The sequence below is a fragment of the Xanthomarina sp. genome, assembly GCF_035306705.1.
Taxonomy (GTDB): domain Bacteria; phylum Bacteroidota; class Bacteroidia; order Flavobacteriales; family Flavobacteriaceae; genus Xanthomarina.
Genome location: NZ_DATGNO010000154.1, coordinates 14,338 through 36,074 on the forward strand (window position 1 = coordinate 14,338; position 21,737 = coordinate 36,074).

At 34.4% G+C, this 21,737-nt stretch carries 23 protein-coding genes and 1 tRNA gene; 16 read left to right on the forward strand and 8 right to left on the reverse strand.

Annotated elements, in window-relative coordinates:
• Window positions 1-57: 57 nt before the first annotated feature.
• Both VKY47_RS12485 and VKY47_RS12490 read right to left on the reverse strand, forming a co-directional pair.
• The gene (locus VKY47_RS12485) at window positions 58-1,011 is read right to left on the reverse strand and encodes a calcium/sodium antiporter (protein ID WP_324313146.1); all 954 of its coding nucleotides are present in this window, start codon (window positions 1,009-1,011) and stop codon (window positions 58-60) included.
• A 197-nt stretch (window positions 1,012-1,208) separates the two neighbouring features.
• Window positions 1,209-3,158: an endonuclease gene (locus VKY47_RS12490; RefSeq protein WP_324313147.1), complete on the reverse strand. Its 1,950-nt coding sequence runs from the start codon at window positions 3,156-3,158 to the stop codon at window positions 1,209-1,211.
• A gap of 210 nt (window positions 3,159-3,368) precedes the next feature.
• Between VKY47_RS12490 and VKY47_RS12495 the strand changes: the two genes are divergently transcribed.
• The 13 genes from VKY47_RS12495 (at window position 3,369) to VKY47_RS12555 (ending at window position 13,976) form a co-directional block, all read left to right on the forward strand.
• Window positions 3,369-3,521 carry an SsrA-binding protein gene (locus tag VKY47_RS12495; protein ID WP_324313148.1) on the forward strand — a complete coding sequence of 51 codons (153 nt, stop codon included), beginning with the start codon at window positions 3,369-3,371 and terminating at the stop codon, window positions 3,519-3,521.
• Between the two features lie 56 nt (window positions 3,522-3,577).
• Window positions 3,578-3,651 (forward strand) — tRNA-Arg (locus tag VKY47_RS12500).
• A 195-nt stretch (window positions 3,652-3,846) separates the two neighbouring features.
• Entirely contained in the window at window positions 3,847-4,653 is an 807-nt protein-coding gene (locus VKY47_RS12505; RefSeq protein WP_324313149.1) for an META domain-containing protein, read from the forward strand.
• 54 nt (window positions 4,654-4,707) lie between these two features.
• Window positions 4,708-5,229, forward strand: a complete 522-nt coding sequence (locus tag VKY47_RS12510; RefSeq protein WP_324313150.1) for a DUF488 domain-containing protein — start codon at window positions 4,708-4,710, stop codon at window positions 5,227-5,229.
• 32 nt (window positions 5,230-5,261) lie between these two features.
• Window positions 5,262-6,284: an NAD-dependent epimerase/dehydratase family protein gene (locus tag VKY47_RS12515; RefSeq protein WP_324313151.1), complete on the forward strand. Its 1,023-nt coding sequence runs from the start codon at window positions 5,262-5,264 to the stop codon at window positions 6,282-6,284.
• Complete coding sequence (locus VKY47_RS12520) at window positions 6,281-6,697, forward strand: DUF2141 domain-containing protein (RefSeq protein WP_324313152.1); 417 nt, start codon at window positions 6,281-6,283, stop codon at window positions 6,695-6,697. The genes VKY47_RS12515 and VKY47_RS12520 overlap by 4 nt, the downstream gene beginning before the upstream one ends.
• 46 nt (window positions 6,698-6,743) lie before the next feature.
• Window positions 6,744-7,382: an HdeD family acid-resistance protein gene (locus VKY47_RS12525; RefSeq protein WP_324313153.1), complete on the forward strand. Its 639-nt coding sequence runs from the start codon at window positions 6,744-6,746 to the stop codon at window positions 7,380-7,382.
• Window positions 7,383-7,511: 129 nt separating this feature from the next.
• Window positions 7,512-8,258, forward strand: a complete 747-nt coding sequence (locus VKY47_RS12530) for an SDR family NAD(P)-dependent oxidoreductase (protein ID WP_324313154.1) — start codon at window positions 7,512-7,514, stop codon at window positions 8,256-8,258.
• A gap of 18 nt (window positions 8,259-8,276) precedes the next feature.
• Window positions 8,277-9,050: a glucose 1-dehydrogenase gene (locus tag VKY47_RS12535; RefSeq protein WP_324313155.1), complete on the forward strand. Its 774-nt coding sequence runs from the start codon at window positions 8,277-8,279 to the stop codon at window positions 9,048-9,050.
• Window positions 9,051-9,196: 146 nt separating this feature from the next.
• Window positions 9,197-10,096 (forward strand): DMT family transporter, encoded by a 900-nt coding sequence (locus VKY47_RS12540; protein WP_324313156.1) that lies wholly within the window; start codon window positions 9,197-9,199, stop codon window positions 10,094-10,096.
• A gap of 363 nt (window positions 10,097-10,459) precedes the next feature.
• Window positions 10,460-11,851 (forward strand): NAD(P)/FAD-dependent oxidoreductase, encoded by a 1,392-nt coding sequence (locus tag VKY47_RS12545; RefSeq protein WP_324313157.1) that lies wholly within the window; start codon window positions 10,460-10,462, stop codon window positions 11,849-11,851.
• A 106-nt stretch (window positions 11,852-11,957) separates the two neighbouring features.
• The gene (locus VKY47_RS12550) at window positions 11,958-12,857 is read left to right on the forward strand and encodes a DMT family transporter (RefSeq protein WP_324313158.1); all 900 of its coding nucleotides are present in this window, start codon (window positions 11,958-11,960) and stop codon (window positions 12,855-12,857) included.
• A 24-nt stretch (window positions 12,858-12,881) separates the two neighbouring features.
• The gene (locus VKY47_RS12555; protein ID WP_324313159.1) at window positions 12,882-13,976 is read left to right on the forward strand and encodes a mechanosensitive ion channel family protein; all 1,095 of its coding nucleotides are present in this window, start codon (window positions 12,882-12,884) and stop codon (window positions 13,974-13,976) included.
• 183 nt (window positions 13,977-14,159) lie between these two features.
• Here the strand turns inward: VKY47_RS12555 and VKY47_RS12560 are convergent, their stop codons facing one another.
• The 6 genes from VKY47_RS12560 to VKY47_RS12585 form a co-directional block, all read right to left on the reverse strand.
• The gene (locus VKY47_RS12560; protein WP_324313160.1) at window positions 14,160-14,435 is read right to left on the reverse strand and encodes an ATP-dependent Clp protease adaptor ClpS; all 276 of its coding nucleotides are present in this window, start codon (window positions 14,433-14,435) and stop codon (window positions 14,160-14,162) included.
• A gap of 18 nt (window positions 14,436-14,453) precedes the next feature.
• On the reverse strand, window positions 14,454-15,290 hold the full coding sequence (gene prmA, locus VKY47_RS12565; RefSeq protein ID WP_324313161.1) for a 50S ribosomal protein L11 methyltransferase: 837 nt from the start codon (window positions 15,288-15,290) through the stop codon (window positions 14,454-14,456).
• Window positions 15,291-15,323: 33 nt separating this feature from the next.
• On the reverse strand, window positions 15,324-16,073 hold the full coding sequence (gene tpiA, locus VKY47_RS12570) for a triose-phosphate isomerase (RefSeq protein ID WP_324313162.1): 750 nt from the start codon (window positions 16,071-16,073) through the stop codon (window positions 15,324-15,326).
• 150 nt (window positions 16,074-16,223) lie between these two features.
• On the reverse strand, window positions 16,224-17,300 hold the full coding sequence (locus tag VKY47_RS12575) for an ABC transporter permease (protein ID WP_324313175.1): 1,077 nt from the start codon (window positions 17,298-17,300) through the stop codon (window positions 16,224-16,226).
• 1 nt (window position 17,301) lies between these two features.
• Window positions 17,302-18,612: a BT_3928 family protein gene (locus VKY47_RS12580; protein ID WP_324313163.1), complete on the reverse strand. Its 1,311-nt coding sequence runs from the start codon at window positions 18,610-18,612 to the stop codon at window positions 17,302-17,304.
• 130 nt (window positions 18,613-18,742) lie between these two features.
• Complete coding sequence (locus VKY47_RS12585) at window positions 18,743-19,285, reverse strand: DUF1599 domain-containing protein (RefSeq protein ID WP_324313164.1); 543 nt, start codon at window positions 19,283-19,285, stop codon at window positions 18,743-18,745.
• Between the two features lie 119 nt (window positions 19,286-19,404).
• On the opposite strand from VKY47_RS12585, the gene folP reads away from it, so the two are divergent.
• The 3 genes from folP to cdaA are packed head-to-tail and all read left to right on the forward strand — an operon-like array spanning window position 19,405 to window position 21,734.
• A complete protein-coding gene (gene folP, locus VKY47_RS12590) occupies window positions 19,405-20,229 on the forward strand; it encodes a dihydropteroate synthase (protein WP_324313165.1) in 825 nt (274 codons plus the stop codon).
• A gap of 2 nt (window positions 20,230-20,231) precedes the next feature.
• Window positions 20,232-20,900, forward strand: coding sequence for a hypothetical protein (locus VKY47_RS12595; protein ID WP_324313166.1), 669 nt, complete (start codon window positions 20,232-20,234; stop codon window positions 20,898-20,900).
• A 48-nt stretch (window positions 20,901-20,948) separates the two neighbouring features.
• Window positions 20,949-21,734: a diadenylate cyclase CdaA gene (gene cdaA / locus VKY47_RS12600; protein WP_324313167.1), complete on the forward strand. Its 786-nt coding sequence runs from the start codon at window positions 20,949-20,951 to the stop codon at window positions 21,732-21,734.
• The last annotated feature ends 3 nt before the right edge of the window (window positions 21,735-21,737 follow it).

Here is a 21,737-nt window from a genome sequence, read left to right on the forward strand (position 1 = left end):
CCTAAAAATATAGGGTGTCATTCAAAAAAAACACACATTAAGCGCGCCGACCCCTGCTTAATCTAAAGAAATGGTTAAATAAATAAAAACCATATAAGCTGCAAGAATAAAAAAACCTTTCAATCTTCCTATTTCAAACCTTTTAGGCAATAACATAAACGGAATCAAAATGGCAGCAAAACCAATCATCCAAAAAATATCGTTAGTCAATAATTTTGTGTTTACCAAAGCAATAGGATGAATCATAGCGGTAATTCCAAGTACAGAGGAAATATTAAAAATATTGGAACCAATTAAATTCCCAAGAGAAATAGCTTTTTCCTGTTTTATAGCGGCAATTACAGAAGCGGCCAACTCTGGGATACTTGTTCCAACGGCGACCATAGTTATAGAGATAACACGTTCGCTCACGCCATAAGACAAGGCTATTTCCTTTGCCCCAAATACCAACCAAGAACTTCCAAAATAAAGTGCAGCACCTCCAATTAAAAGCCAAATAATAATTTTGAAATTTGAAATCTTTTTCAAGCTGTCGTCAACAATCTCTCCAATGGATTCCACAGGCGTACCTTTGGATTGTCTAATTAATATGATTAAGAAAATAATTAGTGAAATAAAAAGTACCAGACCTTCCTTAAAATCTAAAACTTGCCCGCTTTTTAAAAGAAAGTATAGAGCTACTGACAAAATCATCATCATGGGCCAGTTAAGCCTGTAAAAATCCCTACTCATGGTTAATGGTGAAATAATAGCAGTAATTCCTAATACCAAGCCAATATTGGCAATATTGGAACCTATTACATTTCCTAGCGCTATATCTGGCGAACCGTCTAAAGCAGCTTGCAAACTAACCAAAAGCTCTGGAGCTGAAGTGGCAAAAGACACTACCGTCATTCCTATTACTAGCTTGGAAATATTAAATTTAAGAGATAAAGAAACTGAAGATCGAACTAAAAACTCCCCTCCTACAACCAATAAAACCAAACCCAAAACAATCCAAAGTAAACTCATAGTTTTTTTTTGCGAAGATAACATTTCCTTTGAAAAGGAAGTAAAAACCAAACATTTCGTTATGCAATAAAATCAATAATTAAAAGAAAGTTGTCTCACGGAAATTCAATAAACAAACAAAAAGAGGCTACCATTATGGCAGCCTCTTTTTATTGTTTTCACAAACCCCGAAGTGAATATCCGCGTTTTAAAGAAAATTAATTTTTAATTATTTTTTTAACAATCATCCCTTTTTCAGTTTGTATATTTAAAATATAAACTCCTGTTGCTAGATTTAAATCCAAATAACCGCTTTCCCTGATAACTTCAGACTGTAAGCGTCTGCCATCCACAGAAAACACATCAATGGTTGTTGTAGTTGTAATCCCTTTTATAAATAACCTTCCATTTGTAGGATTTGGATAGACACTCAAGTTTAACCCTTTATTCTGTTCGATGGATAAATTCTGACTCCACGTCTCACCCACCATATTTCCCCAAATGTATTCTATTAAATCTGGTTGATCAATAAACGGGTTTCTATTGTACTGCCAGTCGTAAATAAGGTTGTTTCTGTTCATTTCGAAATCGTCTGGTGGATCGTTTCTATGCCAGTCCAACAAGGTTTGCAAATCTCCCAACTGCCCTACTAAACCATCTGGGTACCCATTAACAATCTCTAATCCGTTATAGCGTAAGGCCAAAAAGAATACACCACGAGCAACATCGCCTTTAAAACCGCCTAGGGTTCCAACTGGCCCATTATATTCTCCATAAAACTTATTTCCTCTAGAACTGTTTTCAGGACCATCGGCTGCTCTCAGTGCATGAGCATCGTTATGTCCGTGACGCAAAGAATCAGCTGTCGTGGTCCAAAAAATGTCTTTTCCATCAGCAATTTCATCATCCTTAATACTGTAATATCCCGCTCGAGATCTTGGGAAAGTATGTTCCCTATTCCACTTACCTGTACTTACAGAAGTTGTTTGGTAATCCAATTTAGCTCTTCCTTGCTCTAAATACACCAACCACACTTCATTACTGTTTTCTGGGTTTTGATCTACTTCTTTTAAAATATCAATAACATCTGCATAGGTTTGAGCTCTTACCACATTTGGATCTGCTACAATATCTTGCAATGCTTGACGCAAATCCACATCTGCTAATCCATCTATACTGTTGTAATAACCATTAGGTTGTGTACTAGCCACAACACCATAAGTCGAGTTTATAGGTGTTCCAAAAGGTGCAATTGTAAAATCATTATCTACAACTCGAAGCAATAAAAAGTTATTATAAGGCACATAAGGCCATTGCAAATCCGTGAATTTTATAATGAGTTCTTCATCTCCTTCATCAAAATCGTCATCAACTAAAGTAATGGTTGTGGTTACGGAATTATGTCCAGATGGAATGGTAAGGGTTGTATTTCCCGTAAAATCATCATTGTTAAATCCGTAATTGTTCAACGAAATATTAAAGGTCACATCTTCAGTTACATTTTGTTGTGCTGTAAAAACAATATCAAAAACATCTCCTTCTTCGTATTGTTCTTGATCTGTATAAATAGAAATAGCATTAAAAATCTCTCCTGCGCCATCATTCAATAATCTAGGTGTTGGCGGACCTACACTATATGTACCGTCGTTATTACGTTGTATGGAATTGGTATTATTGGCTGGACCCTCATTTATTTGTTCTGTAACCCCTAGAAGAGTCATTAAACCCGTAGCATCTGGGTCGTTGGTTCCATAAACCAAAGCGTCAATTAAATTGGTTTGAGTAGCAAGTGTTCGTTCCGGGAAATCTTCTTCACTACCTATATATATAGCTACTGCATCTTCTCCATTCTGAATAACATTGGGTGGAATTAATAGCTGAGGAAACGGCGCAACAAAAGTGCTTCCTATTAAAAGCAAGCCATTAACATCTGTGGTATACCCATTTAAATCTATGGTCAAATAACTCGTGTTTCCTCCAGAAGCAGATCCGTTAAAAAACACAAGAACATATCCATCCAAGGACGCGTATGGCGTATCTGATTTCAACTCCACAAACTCTTTGTCGTCAATTCCTGGGGTGTCGCAATCCAGTTCGTTTATTACTATTTGTGAATAAGAAAATTGTGCTAAAAGTAAAAAACTAAGAAAAGTAATTAATTGTTTCATAAAAAAAAGTTTGTCACAAATATAGGCAACTGTTAGAGCATATATTGATAACTCAATTATTAAATCTTTAAATTTAACATCTTTGGGAAGATAAAAACTCAATTGAAATGAATGTCTTACTTTTGTATTGAAAAATTTGAAACAAAAGGTTCTAATAAATTCTAAACATCCAATTTATGAAGTTTATAAGACCCGATTTCTAGGAAACATATGAAAAAACAATTCTTTAAATTCTTGGCCAAATTAAACAAAACTATTCTACCAAGCTACACCAAGCAACGCTTGGACTTAAGCAAAGCCAGTAAATTCCAAATGGCTATTTTTGGTTGGAAATTATTCGTAACCAAAAATGCTTTAGATTAATTCCATTTTTTTTTGAAGTTTCATTAAAAAAAGAATATCTTTGCAACCTCAAAATCGGCCTCGTGGCGCAACTGAATAGCGCACTTGATTACGGCTCAAGAGGTTACTGGTTTGAATCCAGTCGAGGTCACAACACTAAAGAAACCACATTCTAAAAAGAATGTGGTTTTATTTTTTTATATAAGCACCTAAAAGCGCCATCTGCATCACTTTACATAGCCTATAGCCAGATCCAAGAGAACTTTAACAATACTTTAAAACTAATTAGTTCGGAAGCATCCGAACTAATCGTACATTTGTTCTACAGAACGTTAAAGAAACTAAAATGACAACAAAAATAACTGCTATATCCTTATTTGCCCTAACAATAATAGGGTGCAAATCGGTTAAAGATTCAAATACAGAAACAACAACTGCCATACCATCTGAAATTATTTTTGATATCACTTGGACCCTCTCTAAATTAGACGGAGCAACATTGGAAAACTCCGAACAGAATGGACAAACCATTCATTTTACTTTACACTCCGAAGACAATCGCGTTAGTGGTTACTCTGGATGCAATACATTTATGGGCATCTATACTGTAGAAAAAGGCAACCGAATATCTTTTTCTCAATTAGCAAGCACACGAATGGCTTGTCCTGATTCCCAAATTAAAGAACAGGAAATTCTGGACATTTTCAATTTAGCCGATAACTACAGTACTTCAGGAAATACTTTAACTTTAAACAAAGCAAAAAGAGCGCCCTTGGCCGTATTTTATAAATCGCACACAGAAAAAATTACAGAGAAATATTGGAAACTTAAAACCTTAGAAGGCGAAGAGTTTCAAATGGCCGATAATCAAGAACGTGAAATATATTTTATGTTGAAAACAAATGAGAACCGACTTGAGGGATTCTCTGGTTGCAACATGTTTGCTGGTTCTTACACCTTAGAAGAAGGACATAGAATCCGTTTTACACAAATGGCCTCGACCATGAAAGCTTGCCCGGATGTGGACGTAAATGAAAGTGAATTTCTAAAAGTATTTGAATTGACAGATAACTACAGCATTAAGGATGACATCTTATCTCTTAATGTAGGTAAACGGGCAGCTTTGGCTGTTTTTGAAGCTGTCTATTTCTAATAATTTCCATTTATATAATATCTTTATAATTGAAAAAGAAACTAATATAACAGCATGACCACAGAAAAGACGATTTGGACTATTGGGCACTCTACCAGAACGGAAGAAGAGTTTCTAAGTCTACTAAAGTCTTTTAAAATTGAACAGCTCATCGACGTTAGAAGGTTTCCAGGATCAAGAAAGTATCCACAATTTAATAAAGAAAATCTTGAAACCGTAATACCTGAAAACGGTATTTCTTATGTTCATTTAGAAAGTTTGGGCGGACGGAGAAAATCAACGCCAGATTCCAAAAACTCTGTTTGGCATCATCCATCATTTAAAGGTTACGCCGATTATATGGAAACAGCTGAATTTGAACAAGCCATAGATGCACTTAAAAAACTAGCGGTCAAAAAACCATCGGCCATCATGTGCTCGGAAGCTGTTTGGTGGCGTTGTCATCGATCCATGATTTCAGATAGATTAAAAGCAAACTCTTGGCAGGTATTGCATATTATGGGGAAAAATCAAGTCCAAGAGCATCCATATACAAAACCTGCAAAGGTAACAGATGGCGTGTTGAGCTATCACTAAGCAAGTAGTAATCAAAATCAATAAATTTTCCTATGAAAAAAACAAATATATTACTTACGGGTGCCTCTGGAACGGTTGGTTTTGAAGCATTAAATCAATTACTGGAAAAAGGCTGTTACAACGTGACCGTTTTTGATAAAAAATCAAAATTGTCAGTTGAAAAATTAGCGCCTTTCGAAAATGAAATAAATCTAATTTTTGGGGATATTACCAACCCATCAGATTTAGAGAAAATCGTCAATATGGATGCCGTCATTCATTTAGCCGCTATTATTCCACCCTTAGCAGACGAGATGCCAGAACTTGCCAAAAACGTCAATACAAAAGGCACACAAAACTTAATTCAACAATTGGAAAAGCATTCACCAAAAGCCTTTTTCATGTATAGTTCGAGTATTTCGGTTTATGGCGATCGTATAGAAAACCCTTATATCCAATTAGGCGATCCGCTTATTCCTAGTGAAGGTGATGCCTATGCTCTAACAAAAATTGAAGCAGAACAACATGTGCAGAAGAGCAAATTAGATTGGACTATTTTTAGATTGGCAGCCATTATGGGTAACCATAAAATATCCAAACTCATGTTTCATCAACCATTAAATACCGCTTTGGAAATTGCTACTCCTCGCGATACGGCTCGCGCTTTTGTAAATGGTATTGAAAAACAGAATAGTTTATCCAAACAAATATACAATTTAGGTGGTGGTGAAAGCTGCCGAATTAGTTATGAACATTTTTTAGAACGCTCGTTTGCTATTTTTGGATTAGGAAAACTCGATTTTCCAAAGCACGCCTTTGCAGATAAGAATTTTCATTGTGGCTACTATGCTGATGGTGAATTTCTCGAAAAAATCGTTACTTTTAGACAAGACACCCTCGAAGACTTTTTTAAAATGGAAGCCACTAAGGTTTCAACTATAAAAAGAATAGCAGCTTCCTTGTTTAAAAAACCAATAAAATGGTATTTATTGAAGCTTTCTGAGCCTTATGATGCTTTTAAAGCCAAAGACAAAAAGCAAATGCAACATTATTTTAACTTAGAAGCTACATCATGAATTCAATCCTCATTTATTTTTCGTTTTTGTTAGGTTTTCTATCCAATGAAAACCCGCAATTAACCATCAACATTCAAAATATAAAATCGTTTCAAGGTGAAATTATTGTTGGTGTTTTTAATTCAGAAAAAGGATTTCTAGAAGACAACGCTGTTTTTAAAGAATATAGGATACCTGCAAATAAAACGACAGAGCAGCTTATAATAACAGATTTACCTCATGGCGATTATGCCATTTCCCTATATCACGATAAAAACTCGGATAACATCTGTAATCTTAATTTTATAGGAATCCCTAAAGAACCCTACGGTTTTTCAAATAATTTTAAACCCAGGTTTTCTGCTCCTAAATTTAAGGATTGTAAGTTCTCACTTCTTAAGGATTATAAATTAGACATTAAACTTATAAATTAAAACAGTAAATTTAAAACTAATAACCAATTAATTAACAACTATTATTATGGAAGCATCATTTTTAAAATCAATCAAAGAAGCTATAAAACATTGGTACATCCCATTACTTGTAGGCTTATTTTTCATTATTGTTAGTATTGTGGCGTTCACTTCGCCAGCAGGCTCATTACTTACTCTATCTATTCTTTTTGCATTCTCGTTTTTATTTGGAGGCCTATCAGAAGTTATATTTTCAATTGTTAACAGACATCAATTGGAAAATTGGGGCTGGTCGTTGGCCTTCGGAATTATCACTTTTATAGTGGGTACATCTCTTTTAATGCACCCAGGATTATCTATGACAGTGCTTGCATTTTATGTGGGTTTTATTATTATGTTTCGTTCGGTAGCATCCATCAGTTTTGCATTGGACTTAAAAAGATATGGCAGTAAAAACTGGGGTCTTTTATTAGTGATGGGAATTTTAGGAACTATTTTTTCCTTCATATTAATTTGGAACCCACTTTTCGCAGGGGCTTATATAGTTATTCTAGTGGCATTAAGCTTCCTATTTGCTGGTCTCTTCAGTATTTTCTTAGCCTTTCAATTACGAAAAATTCATAAATCCTCTAAAACTATTTCAACTAAATTGAAAGCCCGTTATGATGATCTTATGGAAGAAATTCGTGAGGAATGGAAAGATTAAAACACATAAATACAGTTTTGTTATTCTTAGTGAAAACCGATAGAAATTAAAGATATCCAAATATTAAAAAAACAATAGGCTTTAAAATTTAAAGTATTAATGTGGAATATAATTTAAACAAATAGTATCATGCAAAATTTAAAAGATAAAGTAATCATCGTAACAGGTGGAGCCGCGGGAATTGGTGGGGCAATGACTTCTGAGTTAACAGAAAGAGGTGCTTGCGTAGTTGCTGTAGATTTAAATGAAGATGCTGGCAAGAAAAAAGTAGCTTCCAATCCAAAACAAATTGCATTTTTAAAAGGAGACATATCCAAAGAATCAGTTGCAAAAGAAGCGGTTGCATTAGCTATTTCTAAATTCGGAAAATTAACAAGTATAGTTAATAACGCACACGCATCTCGCCAAAAACCCTTAATGGAGCTCACAGAAGAAGACTGGGAATTATCCATGAACACAGGCTTAAAAGGCACGTTAAACTTTATGAAAGCGGCTTATCCAGAACTTAAAAAAACTGGAGGATCGATTGTGAATTTTGGATCTGGAGCTGGATTATTGGGTCAAAAAAATCAAGGAAGCTATGCGGCAGCTAAAGAAGCTATTCGAGGATTATCTCGTGTGGCAGCTAATGAATGGGCAGAAGATGGCATTCGTGTAAATGTTGTTTGTCCGTTAGCGTTTACCGAGGGTGTTAAACAATGGAAAGAAAATTTCCCAGAACAATATGAAGAGATAATCAGTAAAAATCCGATGCAGCGTTTTGGAGATCCACAAAAGGATGTCGCACCAATTGTCGCCTTTTTATTAAGTGATGACAGTCAATACATGACGGGTCAAACACTTATGGCAGATGGTGGAGATATAAAATTGAGATAGTAGAAAAACTATAATACTATGAACACATCAGAGTTATTCAACCTTAAAGGAAAAACAGCCATCGTTACTGGTGGTGCCAACGGCATAGGAAAAGCAACGGCTATAATTTTAGCAAAACACGGAGCCAATATTTCTATTGGGGATTTTAATTTAGAGGATGCTAAAAAAACAGTCAAAGAAATTGAAGCTTTAGGCGTAAAAGCGATTGCGGTATCATGTAACGTATTAAAAGATGAGGATTTGGTGAATTTAGTCGATACAACGGTTAAAGAATTAGGCGGGATCCACATTTTAATAAACAACGCTGGAGGTGGCGGAGGCGGACGCGAAAACCCTTTTAAATGCTCCATAGAAGACATCAAACGCGATTATGAACTCAACGTTTTTAGCGGTTGGAGATTATGTCAATTAACCGTACCACATATGAAAAAAGCGGGTTATGGTTCCATCGTATTTACAACTTCCATGTCTAGCATCAACAAAAGTCCGAACATGAGTGGTTATGGTGGTTCTAAAGCAGCCGTTAATCATACCGTAGCTAATTTGGCATACGATTTTGGCCCAGAAGTCCGCATCAATGCTGTTGGTCCTGGAGCAACAAGAACAGCTGCCTTGGAAAGTGTCTTGACACCTGAAATTGAAAAAGCAATGTTGGCACATACCCCAATTAAACGCTTAGGAACCGCAGAGGATATAGCTGGAGCCATGTTGTATTTTGCTTCGCCAATTTCGGAATGGGTTAGTGGACAAACTATTTTTGTTAATGGCGGTGGCGAGCAAACACTGGAGTAAACAAGTAAAAATTATATAAATTTAAATAAAAACTAAATTCGGTTTTAAAATATAATTACATTTAGCGCAGTCAAAAAGCAGTGTTTTCACTTTTCGACTGCGCTTATTATTTAACCTAGGTGTTTTTAAAAAGTAATATTGCAAATATGGGTCAGTTATTTAATAATCGATGGGTTCTGCTGTTCGTGATCACTTTAACTTGGGGCAGCTCATTTATACTGATAAAAAAATCTCTTATAGCCTTTTCACCATACGAAATCGGATCCATACGTGTTTTGGGTTCTGGTTTAATATTTGCGATTATTGGCATTCCAGCAATTTTAAAAATGTCTAAAAAGACCTTGCTATGGGTAACCGTGGTTGGCTTTTTTGGTAATTTCCTGCCCATGTATTTGTTTCCTATTGCACAAACACGAGTAAGTAGTTCTTTAGCCGGTATTTTAGATTCCTTGTTTCCGATTTTTGTATTGATATTCGGATTTTTACTCTTCGGAATTAAAAGCAAATTATCTCAAGTTATAGGTGCTATTATCGGGTTTTTAGGAGCAGCCAGTCTTATTTATTTTTCAGAAGCAAATACCGAGGCTTCACAATTTTGGTATGTTATGTTGGTAGTTATCGCAGGTGCGTCGTATGGTGTAAATGCCGTACTTATTAAAGAACGAACACCTCATGTAAATGCCGTACAATTAACAGCTGCCATTTATACTATTTGGACCATACCATCATTGATAATATTATACTTTACAGGATTCCTTCAAAATTTCGAAATGAGTCCAGAATACATCAAACCCATGGGGTATTTGGCGTTCTTAACTCTGTTTGGCACGGCAATAGCCATGTTTTTGTACTATAAATTAATTCAAAATACTTCTGCCGTTTTCGCTAGTACTGTTAGTTACTTACTTCCTATCGTTGCGGTTATTTGGGGAATTCTAGATGGAGAAAAATTTACTGCATGGTATATCTTTGGTGGCGTGTTAATTTTAATAGGTATATATCTCATTAACGATAAAAAGAAGAAACCACTGGATGATTCTAAGTAAAAAGTATCTCAAGTAAGCTCTTTAAAATTGCCATAGAACAAACGCTCATTCATTATTTACAGAAATAAGCGCTTTTAAATTATCTAAATTATTCAAAATCAGGACTTCTTATCTATAAAACCTGATGAAACTCCCCTATTTCACCTTATTTCATTAGGTTTTACAGAGCGAAAATCGTATCTTATCGGCTTCGGTATAAGGCGATCTATCGACTTCAAGAAAACTTAACAACATCGTATTTTCTTTCAGTCTATTTTCAGATTAAAGTCTTTCTCACTGCAACACGCAGTCATTTACCTAATACATTATTAATTACAATCTGTATATCACACATATACAGGTCTATAAATTTATTATCATAATATGAAAAAAACACGAATTGGAATTATTGGTGCAGGACCTAGTGGTTTGGCCCAATTAAGGGCATTTGAAGCGGCAAAAAAAGATGGACACGACGTTCCTGAAATTGTTTGTTTTGAAAAACAAAGTAATTGGGGAGGTATGTGGAACTATTCTTGGAGAACGGGTGTCGGTAAATATGGCGAGCCAATTCACGGTAGTATGTACAAATACCTTTGGTCCAATGGCCCTAAAGAATGTTTAGAGTTTTCGGACTATTCGTTCGACGAGCATTTTAAAAAGCCCATTTCATCCTATCCTCCAAGACCTGTTTTATTCGATTACATTCAAGGTCGAATTAAAAAAAACAATGTGCGTGATTACATTCGTTTTGATACCACAGCACGCTGGATTAGTTATGACGACGAAACGAAGAAGTTTACTGTTGTTTTAGACGATTTGAAAATTGATAAGACCTATTCGGAAAAATTTGATTATCTAATAGTGGCTTCCGGGCATTTTTCTACGCCAAACATGCCGTATTTTAAAGGGATTGAACAGTTTCCTGGACAGGTAATGCATGCACACGATTTCCGTGGCGCCGATCCGTTTAAAGATCAAAACTTGCTTATTATAGGTAGTAGTTATTCCGCTGAAGATATTGGTGTGCAATGTTATAAACATGGCGCAAACTCGGTAACCCTTAGCTATAGAAGCAATCCCATTGGTGTTAATTGGCCAGATGGTATCAAGGAAGTACCTTTATTAACACATTTTGAAAATGATATAGCCCACTTTAAAGATGGTACATCTGAAAAATTTGATGCTGTTATTATGTGTACGGGTTATCAACATAAATTTCCATTTCTCCCAGATGAAATGCGCTTAAAAACAAAAAACAATCTCTATCCTGACAATCTGTACAAAGGCATATTTTTTAACGACTTGCCTCGATTGATTTATCTTGGAATGCAAGATCAATATTACACTTTTAATATGTTCGATACCCAAGCTTGGGTAGCCAGAGATTATATGATGGGGACTTTTAAATTACCATCAAAAGCAGAACGCAGATTGGACATTGATAAATGGTTAGAGGAAAATGAAAAATTAGCCACGAGTTTCGATCATGTCGATTTCCAATCGGCTTATATTAAAGATTTATTGGCTATCTCCGATTATCCAGATTTTAATGTGGATAAAGTAGCCATCATGTTTAAAGAGTGGTTAAAAGATAAAGATGAAAACATTTTAACATATAGAGACAAAAATTTCCAAAGTGTGGTTACCGGAACTATGGCAGAAACACATCATACGGAATGGATGGACGAATTAGACGATAGTAAAGAGCGTTATTTATATCTAGACGAAAGTGAAGATGCAATAACGGAGAAGCTGGAAACCAGTCCTGTTTAAACTAGTAATCACAACATTCCTTTTAAGGTTTCTGGTAACAGATATTTTTATATAAAATCCATTAAAAAGCAATTGTATTAAGCAATTGCTTTTTAACTTTGTGCTCATGGGAAAAATATTTGAAAACCGTTGGTTCCTACTCATTATATTAGCACTTACTTGGGGAAGCTCCTTTATCTTAATTAAAAAATCCTTACTCGTTTTTACACCCTTTCAAATTGGTGCCATTCGGGTTGGAGTTTCTGGAATACTACTTGCCTTTTTAGGAGTTCCTGCCTTACTTAAAATGAATAAGAACACCTTATTTTGGGTGGCCCTTGCTGGTTTTTTTGGCAATTTCTTTCCTATGTTTCTCTTTCCTATAGCACAAACCAAAGTAAGTAGTTCTATGGCTGGGATTTTAGATTCACTTGTACCAGCATTTGTCCTCATTTTAGGTTTCTCTATTTTCGGAATAAAAAGTAAAGTCACACAAGTTGTAGGAGCACTTATTGGATTTCTAGGTGCTGCCACTTTAATGTATTTTTCAGAAACTAAAAGCGAAGATTCGCAAATAGGCTATACGCTTTTGGTTGTATTAGCAACTGCTTGCTATGCCATGGCAGGTTTAATTATAAAAGTGAAGCTGGAGCACGTACCCTCAAAACAATTATCTGGAGGTGTTTTTAGCTTTTGGATGATTCCTTCATTTTTAATTTTAATTAATTCGGGGTTTTTCAATACTTTTAAATCAAATCCAGAAACCTGGGAAGCTTTGGGATATTTAGGAATTCTTACTATTTTAGGAACAGCAATAGCCATCATTTTATATTATAAACTTATTAAAAATACGTCGCCTATATTTGCAAGTACAGTTACCTATTTAATGCCTTTAATTGCTGTTATTTGGGGATTACTGGATGGAGAAGAGTTTACCATTTGGTATCTTGTAGGTGGTATTTTAATATTTATTGGCATCTATCTCATTCGAGAAAAGAAAAAGAAACCTCAATTGGTACCGAGGTAACAAATAATTTAAAAAATAGTAGATATGACGGAGTTTTTCGTAACCTATAAATCGCAATTAATACATACTTTAATAGTTCTTGGAACTGTTGTTATTCTCTATTTTGCAACTAACATCTTGCATAAATGGCTGCGAAAGAAAGAAGAAAATATATTTTCCAACGCACCTATTAGACCGTTTAATATTATTAAACGCATCTTAAATATTTTGTGGTTGGTTTTAGGGCTAATTGCCTTAGGTCTAATTTATGTTGATAGCGACAAAAGTGGAGTTTTAATTAACAGCTTTAAATTAGCCTCTTATTTAGGAGTTGTAGCCATTATTACCATAATAGCCGCTACCATTTGTAATATGTGGTTTAAATATAAAATTCAAGAAAAAATAGCACTTCAATATGATCCAACTAGCTTTAAATTTTTACGTTATGTAGCTGTATTCACTATTTGTTTTGTTGGTTTTCTATTTGGACTATTGGCCTTTCCTTCTCTTAAAGGCGTTGCACAGACTGCTTTGGGAGGAGCTGGTATTATTGCTATAATCGCTGGAGTATCTTCACAAGAAGCCCTGTCTAATTTAGTTGGCGGTGTCTTTATCATTTCATTTAAACCATTTAGAATTGGTGATATTGTTAAGATAACCGACACTATGGTTGGAACGGTTACAGATATTACTTTGCGACATACGATTATTCGTAATTTTGAAAATAAAATGATCGTGATACCCAATGCCATCATGAACAAGGAAAAATTAATCAATTACAATTTAGGAGAACTAAAATGCTGCGAGCGTATTGAAATAGGCATTTCGTATGATAGCGATATCGATTTGGCGAAAAAAATTATGAGAGAAGAATGCGAAAATCACCCTCTTATATACGATAATAGAACAGACATGGATAGAAAAGATAACAAACCCATTGTAAGAACTGCGTTAACACAACTTAACGATTCTTCCATGACCATTAGGGCTTGGGCTTGGGCACGAAATTATTCAGATTCTTTTGCTTTGAGATGCGATGTTCTGGAAAGTGTTAAAAAACGCTTTGACAAGGAAGGCATTGAAATACCTTTCCCTTATAGAACGATTGTTATGAAGAAAGAGAAAACTACCGAAAAATAAAAATCACTAGTTTTATACCTAAATAAACCTTCTAAAGTTTTTTTAAAAAAATCGAGTTCCAGACAAAAATCATAGGGTAAAACGTTTCTGATTTTTAGCTTTAAGTAGCTATTAATCGAAGTAGGAATCTTAACCGATTGGTTCCTTTAAGAAAGACATTTACGGTAAAAAGTAGATGCCTTTTTAAATTATTTCCGCACTCAACCCAGCTTCCAATAACATGGAGCATCTTGGTTCCAGCTCTTTATAAGCCCCTGTTTTAACCGTACATTTTCCTTTATAGTGAACAATTATAGAGCATTGTTCAGCTTGTTCTGGGGTGTGATCGCAAACATAAACAAGTGTTTCAATAACATGATCGAAAGTATTAACCTCGTCGTTATACAATACAATCTCATTGTTTTTTTGCTCTAAAGTGTCAACACTTCCTTGTTCTTGTATTTTTTCTTTAGTACTCATCTTAAAAAATTTATCCTACTAATTTATGAATTTTAAAGCAACCCATTGGTTTTTCTCAATAGTATCAACGAGCTTTAAATGATATTTATTGCATTCCTCTTCGATGGCAGGAATATCGTCTTTATAAAAACCACTCAAAAACACGTCTCCATGAGTATTTAAGCATGTAATATAAGTTTTCAAATCATTTAGTAAAATATTTCTATTGATGTTGGCAATAATAACATCATATTTTCTATCTCCCAAGATACTGGCATCGCCTTCCAAAACGGTTATGTGCTTGCAATTATTGCGTTCCACATTTTCCAGACTGTTAATAAAACACCAATTATCATAATCGATAGCATCTATAGGTTTGGCCCCTTTCATTTCAGCTAGAATAGCTAAAACTCCAGTTCCACATCCCATGTCCAAAACAGATTTTCCTTCAAAATCATTCTTTAAAATATGATGGATCATCATGTGGGTGGTTTCGTGATGTCCAGTTCCAAAACTCATTTTTGGCTTAATAATTATATCGTATTTTGTATCTGGTTTCTCATGAAAAGGTGCTCTTACAGAACATTCACCTTCAACAATTATGGGATTGAAATTCTTTTCCCATTCTTGGTTCCAGTTTACTTGCTCTATTTCACTAAACGAATAATTTATTTGAAATTCAGTCGAACCCAAAATCTGGATATCTTCTAAAATAGCATCATTCCATTCTTCTTTCTGAATGTAAGCAGAAACTCCTTCTTCGGTTTCCACAAAGCTTTCAAAGCCTGCATAACCCAATTCGGCAATTAAAATTTCGGTTCCTGGTTGTAAAGGCGACACCTTAAAATCGTAACCAATATATATTGTATTTGACATATTTTATTTTATTACTCAGAAATTTACTTACAATTAAAAAGCGTTAACAATGGCATAAAAATCTTCAGCATTTAGCGCTGCTCCACCAATTAAACCACCATCTACATCTGGTTTTGAGAAAATTTCTTTGGCGTTGCTAGGTTTTACACTTCCTCCATATAAAATAGATATAGAATCCGCTACTTCCTTTCCGTATTCATTGGCCAAGGTTTTTCTAATAAAAGCGTGCATCTCTTGCGCTTGCTCCGGACTAGCTGTTTCGCCAGTTCCAATGGCCCAAACAGGTTCGTAAGCCATTACAATACTTTCAAAAGCATTTGCTTTTAAATGAAATAAGGCGTTTTTTATCTGGCTTTCAACAATTGTTTCGTGATTTCCAGCTTTTCTATCTTTTAACTCTTCTCCGAAACAAAAAATAACACGCAGCTTACTTTTCAAGGCCGAATCTACTTTTTTAGCAAGCAGTTCATCGGTTTCATTAAAATACGCACGACGTTCGCTATGTCCTAAAATAACCGTTTGTACCCCAATACTTTTTAGCATATCTGCACTTACTTCTCCAGTATAAGCTCCCGATTCTGCAAAGTGCATATTTTGAGCTATCACTTGAATCTCTAAACCTTTTAAAGCTTCAAAAGCTGACATAAGATTTGTAAAAGATGGTGCAATCATCACTTCTGCATTCGAAGTTTGATGTTGTTTCTTCAATTCGCTTATTAATGATTTTGTCTGTGCCAAATCATTATTCATTTTCCAATTTCCTGCAACAATATGTTTTCTCATTTCAAAGCCTGCGAAAGCAGGGATCTTTTAATTAATAATTCATTTCCTTAATATGCTCTGTTTTAAATCCTATAAGGCCATTAAAGCCTTCAGGAACAAAACTGAAGTTCTACGAAGGGCTTTTAAGAAAATCCTGTTTTTACAGGAATATTATTCCAACTTCACCTTTGGATCCAACCAAGCATAAATAATATCTACAAAAATATTGATTATTATAAAGAGTAGGGCAATAATTAACACAGAACCCATAATTACTGGTAAATCTAAGGTGTTTAATGCGTTTACAATTTCTTTCCCAAGGCCATTCCACCCAAAAATATATTCTACAAAAACAGCTCCAGCCAACATGGAAGCAAACCATCCCGAAATAGCTGTAACTACTGGATTTAATGCATTTTTAATAGCATGTTTTCTAATAATTTGAAACTCGCTTAAACCTTTGGCTCTGGCGGTTCTAATATAATCCTGATTAAAAACCTCCAAGAGCGAATTTCGCATAAGCTGAATAACAACAGCCAAAGGACGAATCCCTAAAACAATAGCTGGTAGGATTAAGTTTTTCCATTGAATGTGCATGGCTTCACCATAATCGTCCAACTCGTATAGACTTCCTGTCATTTCCAATTGGGTGTATTTATGAAGCACAAATCCAAACAACCAAGCAAATAAAATAGCACTAAAAAACGAAGGCACACTCATTCCAACGGTACTTACAATCTGGATGACTTTGTCCAACCAAGTATCTTTATACAAAGCTGAAACAATGCCTAGAATCAAGCCTATTAAAAGCGCAATACAAATGGCGCTTACAGCTAGAACAAACGTGTTTGGAAGTGTTTCAGCTAAAACATGACTGACTTTTTTACCTTGTTTGGTAAAGGATTCCCTTAAATAAGGAAACTTGAACACCGTTGTGGTGTTTCCTATAGAAAACAAAGAAACAGCCGTATATTTTCCTTCCCGTAAAAAGGAGTAATCCGTTTTTGTTTTTGAATGAAACGAGATGGGCGACAAATCGTTTAAATAGTAAAAATATTGTGTACTTATGGGTTTATCGAAACCATATTTCTGCTTAACAATTGCTAATTGCGTACTGTCCTCATTCTGCCCAAGCATCATTTGAGCAGAATCTCCAGGAAGCACATTAAATAAAAAGAATATTACGGTTACCACTCCAAATAAAGTGAGTAGGGCGTAAAGGATTTTATTTAATAAATAGCTAAACAGATTATTCTTTCTTTAAAATAATTTCAATTATCGAATCAAAATCTGTAACACCTTTTTCTCTAACTAAAGTTGTGTCTTTAATAACATTAACCGATTCTATCACATCCGGAGCAATGTTATCCACATAAGACTTTTCATATGGTTCGCCATCAACAAGATAAAGGATGCGTTCATCAACCACTTTTTCTTTTAAAGGTTCTGCTTTACGTGCTACTTCAGGTAAATCCATATCCTCTAAATCGTTCCAATGAACTTTTTGAATAACAGTTCCTTTTTCCAATTTTAAAATTCCAGGACTAGATCGAACAATGGTTTTTATAGCCTTTTCGTCGCAAAGGAAAAAATCGAAATGGAGTTTGTATTGCTCTTTCATATGCTGTTTTGCATCTTCACCAGAAGCTGTTAAGCCAATAACCGTATATCCCTTTCTAAGGGCTTCATCTGAAAAAGCTTTCAGTTTTACAACGCCATCTTTTTCTGCTTTATCTAGATTATACATGGCAATCATAATAAGATGGTCTTCATTTAAATAATATTCGGTAAAATCTTCATCCATAGTTTCAATGGAAAAATCTTTTACTGGAGGATCGTAACCTGCATCAATAATTTTTGTTTCAACTCCCACATATTCCCCATCAACTTCCGGGTAACTCCCATCGGTAACAAAGTCCTTTTCTTCACCATTCACATTAAAAGTCCAAGTAAAACGCTGAATAGGTTTTGGAGCGTCTTCTGGTATAATCATTCCTTTCATAATGTTTTTGCCCACAGCATACGCTCTAAAATCTATAGATGGCAAATGCATTAAAACATGGTAACCAAACCATAAACATGCAATAAAACTAAAGAGGGCAACCACTGTTAGTCCAAATGGTCTAAGTATGGGTTTGATGTATTTGACCCCAAAGAATAGAATTAAAATGAGGACGAGTAAAATAACATCTTTTGAAAAACTTTCCCAAGGAGTTAATGGTATGGCATCTCCAAAACAGCCGCAATCCTTAACTTTTTCGAAGTAAGCAGAGTAAAATGTTAGGAAGGTGAAAAACACAATCATTCCCAACAAACTCCAAACAGTAAATTTTGGTTTATATCCTATTAACAGGAAAATTCCTAGAATAACTTCAAAAATTACCACAAAAATGGCAATTGCTAAAGCATAAGGTTCTAAAAATGTGATGTTAAGTACATCTGCACTAAAATATTCCTCCAATTTATACGAAAACCCTAAAGGATCGTTGAGCTTTACAAATCCGGAGATAATAAATAAAACACCTACTAAAATTCTACTAATGTTAACTATGTATTTCATAACTCTATTTTGCATTCCTGCCAAGGCAAGAATCTATTTAATTATACTAATATTATTTTATTTCTATTTCGCTTAGACCAAACCTTCATTTTGTCTTCTCATTCCTCATTTTGTTTTAAGCTTTTGTTCTCTATTTTGATTCACTCAAGTGAATTAAAGCAAAAACCGCATAATTTACTATATCCTGATAATTTGCATCAATTCCTTCACTAACCAAAGTTTTTCCTTGATTGTCCTCAATTTGTTTAACACGCAATAACTTTTGAAGGATTAAATCGGTTAGACTGCTTACGCGCATATCTCGCCAAGCTTCACCATAATCATGGTTTTTGTCCATCATGAGTTGTTTGGCAATAGTTACTTTTTCATCATATAACTTGGTGGCTTCATCTAAGGATAAATCTGGTTGTTCTACAACGCCCATATCCAATTGGATTAAGGCCATAACGCAATAATTTATAATGCCAATAAATTCACTTTCTTGACCTTCGTTTACTTTTTGAACCTTATTTTGTTGCAACCCTCGAATACGTTGTGCTTTTATAAAAACCTGGTCGGTAAGCGATGGTAAACGCAAAATACGCCAAGCACTTCCATAATCTTTCATTTTTTTAATAAATAAATCCCGACATGTTTTTATAACTGCGTCGTATTGTTTTGAAGTGTCTTGCATGAATTAAAATGAATTTTGCGTAAATTTCGCTTAAATAGTTCAGAGTTCAAAGTTCTAAATTCAAAGTTTCGTTTCTTTGTCAAACTTTGATCACTGAATCTTAAATTTCAAACCTTTTTATGACCATAAATTGCAAAGGCAAACTTATAGATTTATCGACTCCAAAAGTTATGGGAATCCTAAATCTAACTCCCGATTCCTTTTATGATGGCGGAAAATATAAAAACGACAACGAAATTTTGTCGCAGGTTTATACCATGTTAAAACACGGAGCTGCTTTTATTGATATTGGCGCTTATAGTTCTCGTCCAGATGCCAAACACATTAATGAAGATGAAGAGCTACAACGTTTGCTTCCAATTATTTCTTTAATTTTGAAAGAATTTCCAGAGATATTAATTTCTATCGATACCTTTAGAAGTCAAGTAGCTAAACAAGGTCTTGAGGCTGGAGCTGCATTAATTAACGATATTTCAGCTGGAAAATTAGACGAAGAAATGCTGGAAACCGTGGCAAAACTTAAAGTTCCATATATTATGATGCATATGAAAGGAACGCCACAAACCATGCAACAACATACCAATTATGAAAATTTAATAAAAGAAATGTTATTTTATTTTTCTGAAAGAATTGCCCGAGCTCAAGCTCTTGGAATTATAGACATTATTATAGATCCAGGTTTTGGATTTGCAAAAACCAAAGAGCAGAGTTTTGAAATCCTAAATCATTTGGAGCTTTTTAAAATGCTTGATAAACCAATTCTATCTGGTGTTTCCAGAAAATCCATGATTTATAAAACGCTGGAAAATTCTCCAAAAGAAGCTTTAAACGGAACAACTGTTTTAAATACCGTAGCCTTGCAAAAAGGAGCTTCTATTTTACGGGTCCACGACGTTAAGGAGGCTGTGGAATGTGTAAAACTTATAGAACAATTAAAATATTAAAAATGAAATATTTTCAAATACTAGCGCTAATTTTTTTAGTTTCATGTGGTAATAAAAAAGTAGTACAACTTCCAGAGATAGACCATTCGGATATTTTCGAAATTTTAGATGTTTCTCCAGCTTATTTGTTTTACGATGAAACTAAAGAAGACAGCATCGAGCTTAATAGGAAATCATTAATTGGCACCACAAATTGGTTGGTAAATGTGGATAAACGTCTGACTTTAAAGCAAGCCATTCCAAAAATTGTCTATTTGCAAAACAAAAAACGCAATGCGGAAGTTCATAAAAACGAAGAAGCAAAAAACTATTATACCTGTCACAATACAAGTATTAACAACTTGGGTTTCATTGAATTTACCGACGTTTATTATATAGAAAAACAACCCATAGATTTTGATTTAAAGGCTAATAATTATAATATCGTTATTCGTTCTACTTCAAATATTGAGATGCATTCTGCAACAGAAGAAAACGCTTTAAAATCTTCAGAAACCACTTTATTACAGGATATAAATAAATTTGCTTCAAAAACTGATGAAGCTACAACGCTCCATTTGTTTTTCAGCCAAAACTTAAGCTTTCAAGATTATATTAGTTTAAAATCTCTTTTGAATAAGCTAACAGATAAAAATGTTGTTATTGCCAATGAAGAGTTCATTTTTAATTAAGATGAGTTCTATGGATATTTTATTTAAATTTACCAAAACCTCACACCTTTGAAAATTTTTGACGACCTATTAAAATTTACGGTTATAGATATTGCAGATGTTATACTTGTAGCACTCTTGCTCTATTATATTTACAAATTGGTAAAAGGAACCGTAGCCATAAACATCTTTATTGGAATAGTTATTATTTACTTTATTTATCTGCTAACCGAAGCTTTAGAGATGAAAATGCTAAGCAAGATTCTAGGCGGCTTTATGAGTGTTGGTTTAATTGCTTTGATTGTGGTTTTTCAACAGGAAATCAGGAAGTTTTTATTAATGGTTGGTTCTACAAATTTTAGCAAACGACGTAAGTTTCTAGGGAGATTTAATTTTCTAAAAACAGAAAGTGAATCGGAAACGGATGTCGAAAGCATTATGGCCGCCTGCAACAAAATGTCAGCCTCTAAAACAGGAGCTTTAATTGTTTTTGAATGCAACAACAATCTGGATTTTCTAGTAACAACCGGAGACGAGATGAATATTAAAATCACGCAACCAATTATTGAAAGTATTTTTTTTAAAAACAGTCCTTTACATGATGGTGCCATAATTGTTTCAGACAATATCGTAAAGGCCACACGTGTAATTCTGCCAATAAGCAACGATAAAAGCTTGCCACAACGTTTTGGTTTAAGACATAGAGCTGCGGTTGGAATTACCGAAAAAACCGATGCTTTAGCCCTTGTTGTAAGCGAAGAAACTGGACAGATTTCTTATTTTAAGGATGGTAAATTTATTATGTTTAAAGACACACTAGAATTAGTAGACTTGATTAAAAAAGATCTGGTTTAAAGT

Coding starts and splice junctions, on each gene's coding strand:
- VKY47_RS12530 (WP_324313154.1), top strand. CDS start 7,512: ATGCAAAATTTAAAAGATAAAGTAATCATCGTAACAGGTGGAGCCGCG.
- VKY47_RS12515 (WP_324313151.1), top strand. CDS start 5,262: ATGAAAAAAACAAATATATTACTTACGGGTGCCTCTGGAACGGTTGGT.
- VKY47_RS12525 (WP_324313153.1), top strand. CDS start 6,744: ATGGAAGCATCATTTTTAAAATCAATCAAAGAAGCTATAAAACATTGG.
- VKY47_RS12485 (WP_324313146.1), bottom strand. CDS start 1,011: ATGAGTTTACTTTGGATTGTTTTGGGTTTGGTTTTATTGGTTGTAGGA.
- VKY47_RS12510 (WP_324313150.1), top strand. CDS start 4,708: ATGACCACAGAAAAGACGATTTGGACTATTGGGCACTCTACCAGAACG.
- VKY47_RS12595 (WP_324313166.1), top strand. CDS start 20,232: ATGAAATATTTTCAAATACTAGCGCTAATTTTTTTAGTTTCATGTGGT.
- prmA (WP_324313161.1), bottom strand. CDS start 15,290: ATGTCAAATACAATATATATTGGTTACGATTTTAAGGTGTCGCCTTTA.
- VKY47_RS12505 (WP_324313149.1), top strand. CDS start 3,847: ATGACAACAAAAATAACTGCTATATCCTTATTTGCCCTAACAATAATA.
- VKY47_RS12560 (WP_324313160.1), bottom strand. CDS start 14,435: ATGAGTACTAAAGAAAAAATACAAGAACAAGGAAGTGTTGACACTTTA.
- VKY47_RS12545 (WP_324313157.1), top strand. CDS start 10,460: ATGAAAAAAACACGAATTGGAATTATTGGTGCAGGACCTAGTGGTTTG.
- VKY47_RS12550 (WP_324313158.1), top strand. CDS start 11,958: ATGGGAAAAATATTTGAAAACCGTTGGTTCCTACTCATTATATTAGCA.
- folP (WP_324313165.1), top strand. CDS start 19,405: ATGACCATAAATTGCAAAGGCAAACTTATAGATTTATCGACTCCAAAA.
- VKY47_RS12585 (WP_324313164.1), bottom strand. CDS start 19,285: ATGCAAGACACTTCAAAACAATACGACGCAGTTATAAAAACATGTCGG.
- VKY47_RS12535 (WP_324313155.1), top strand. CDS start 8,277: ATGAACACATCAGAGTTATTCAACCTTAAAGGAAAAACAGCCATCGTT.
- VKY47_RS12580 (WP_324313163.1), bottom strand. CDS start 18,612: ATGAAATACATAGTTAACATTAGTAGAATTTTAGTAGGTGTTTTATTT.
- VKY47_RS12490 (WP_324313147.1), bottom strand. CDS start 3,158: ATGAAACAATTAATTACTTTTCTTAGTTTTTTACTTTTAGCACAATTT.
- VKY47_RS12555 (WP_324313159.1), top strand. CDS start 12,882: ATGACGGAGTTTTTCGTAACCTATAAATCGCAATTAATACATACTTTA.
- VKY47_RS12520 (WP_324313152.1), top strand. CDS start 6,281: ATGAATTCAATCCTCATTTATTTTTCGTTTTTGTTAGGTTTTCTATCC.
- VKY47_RS12540 (WP_324313156.1), top strand. CDS start 9,197: ATGGGTCAGTTATTTAATAATCGATGGGTTCTGCTGTTCGTGATCACT.
- VKY47_RS12495 (WP_324313148.1), top strand. CDS start 3,369: ATGAAAAAACAATTCTTTAAATTCTTGGCCAAATTAAACAAAACTATT.
- tpiA (WP_324313162.1), bottom strand. CDS start 16,073: ATGAGAAAACATATTGTTGCAGGAAATTGGAAAATGAATAATGATTTG.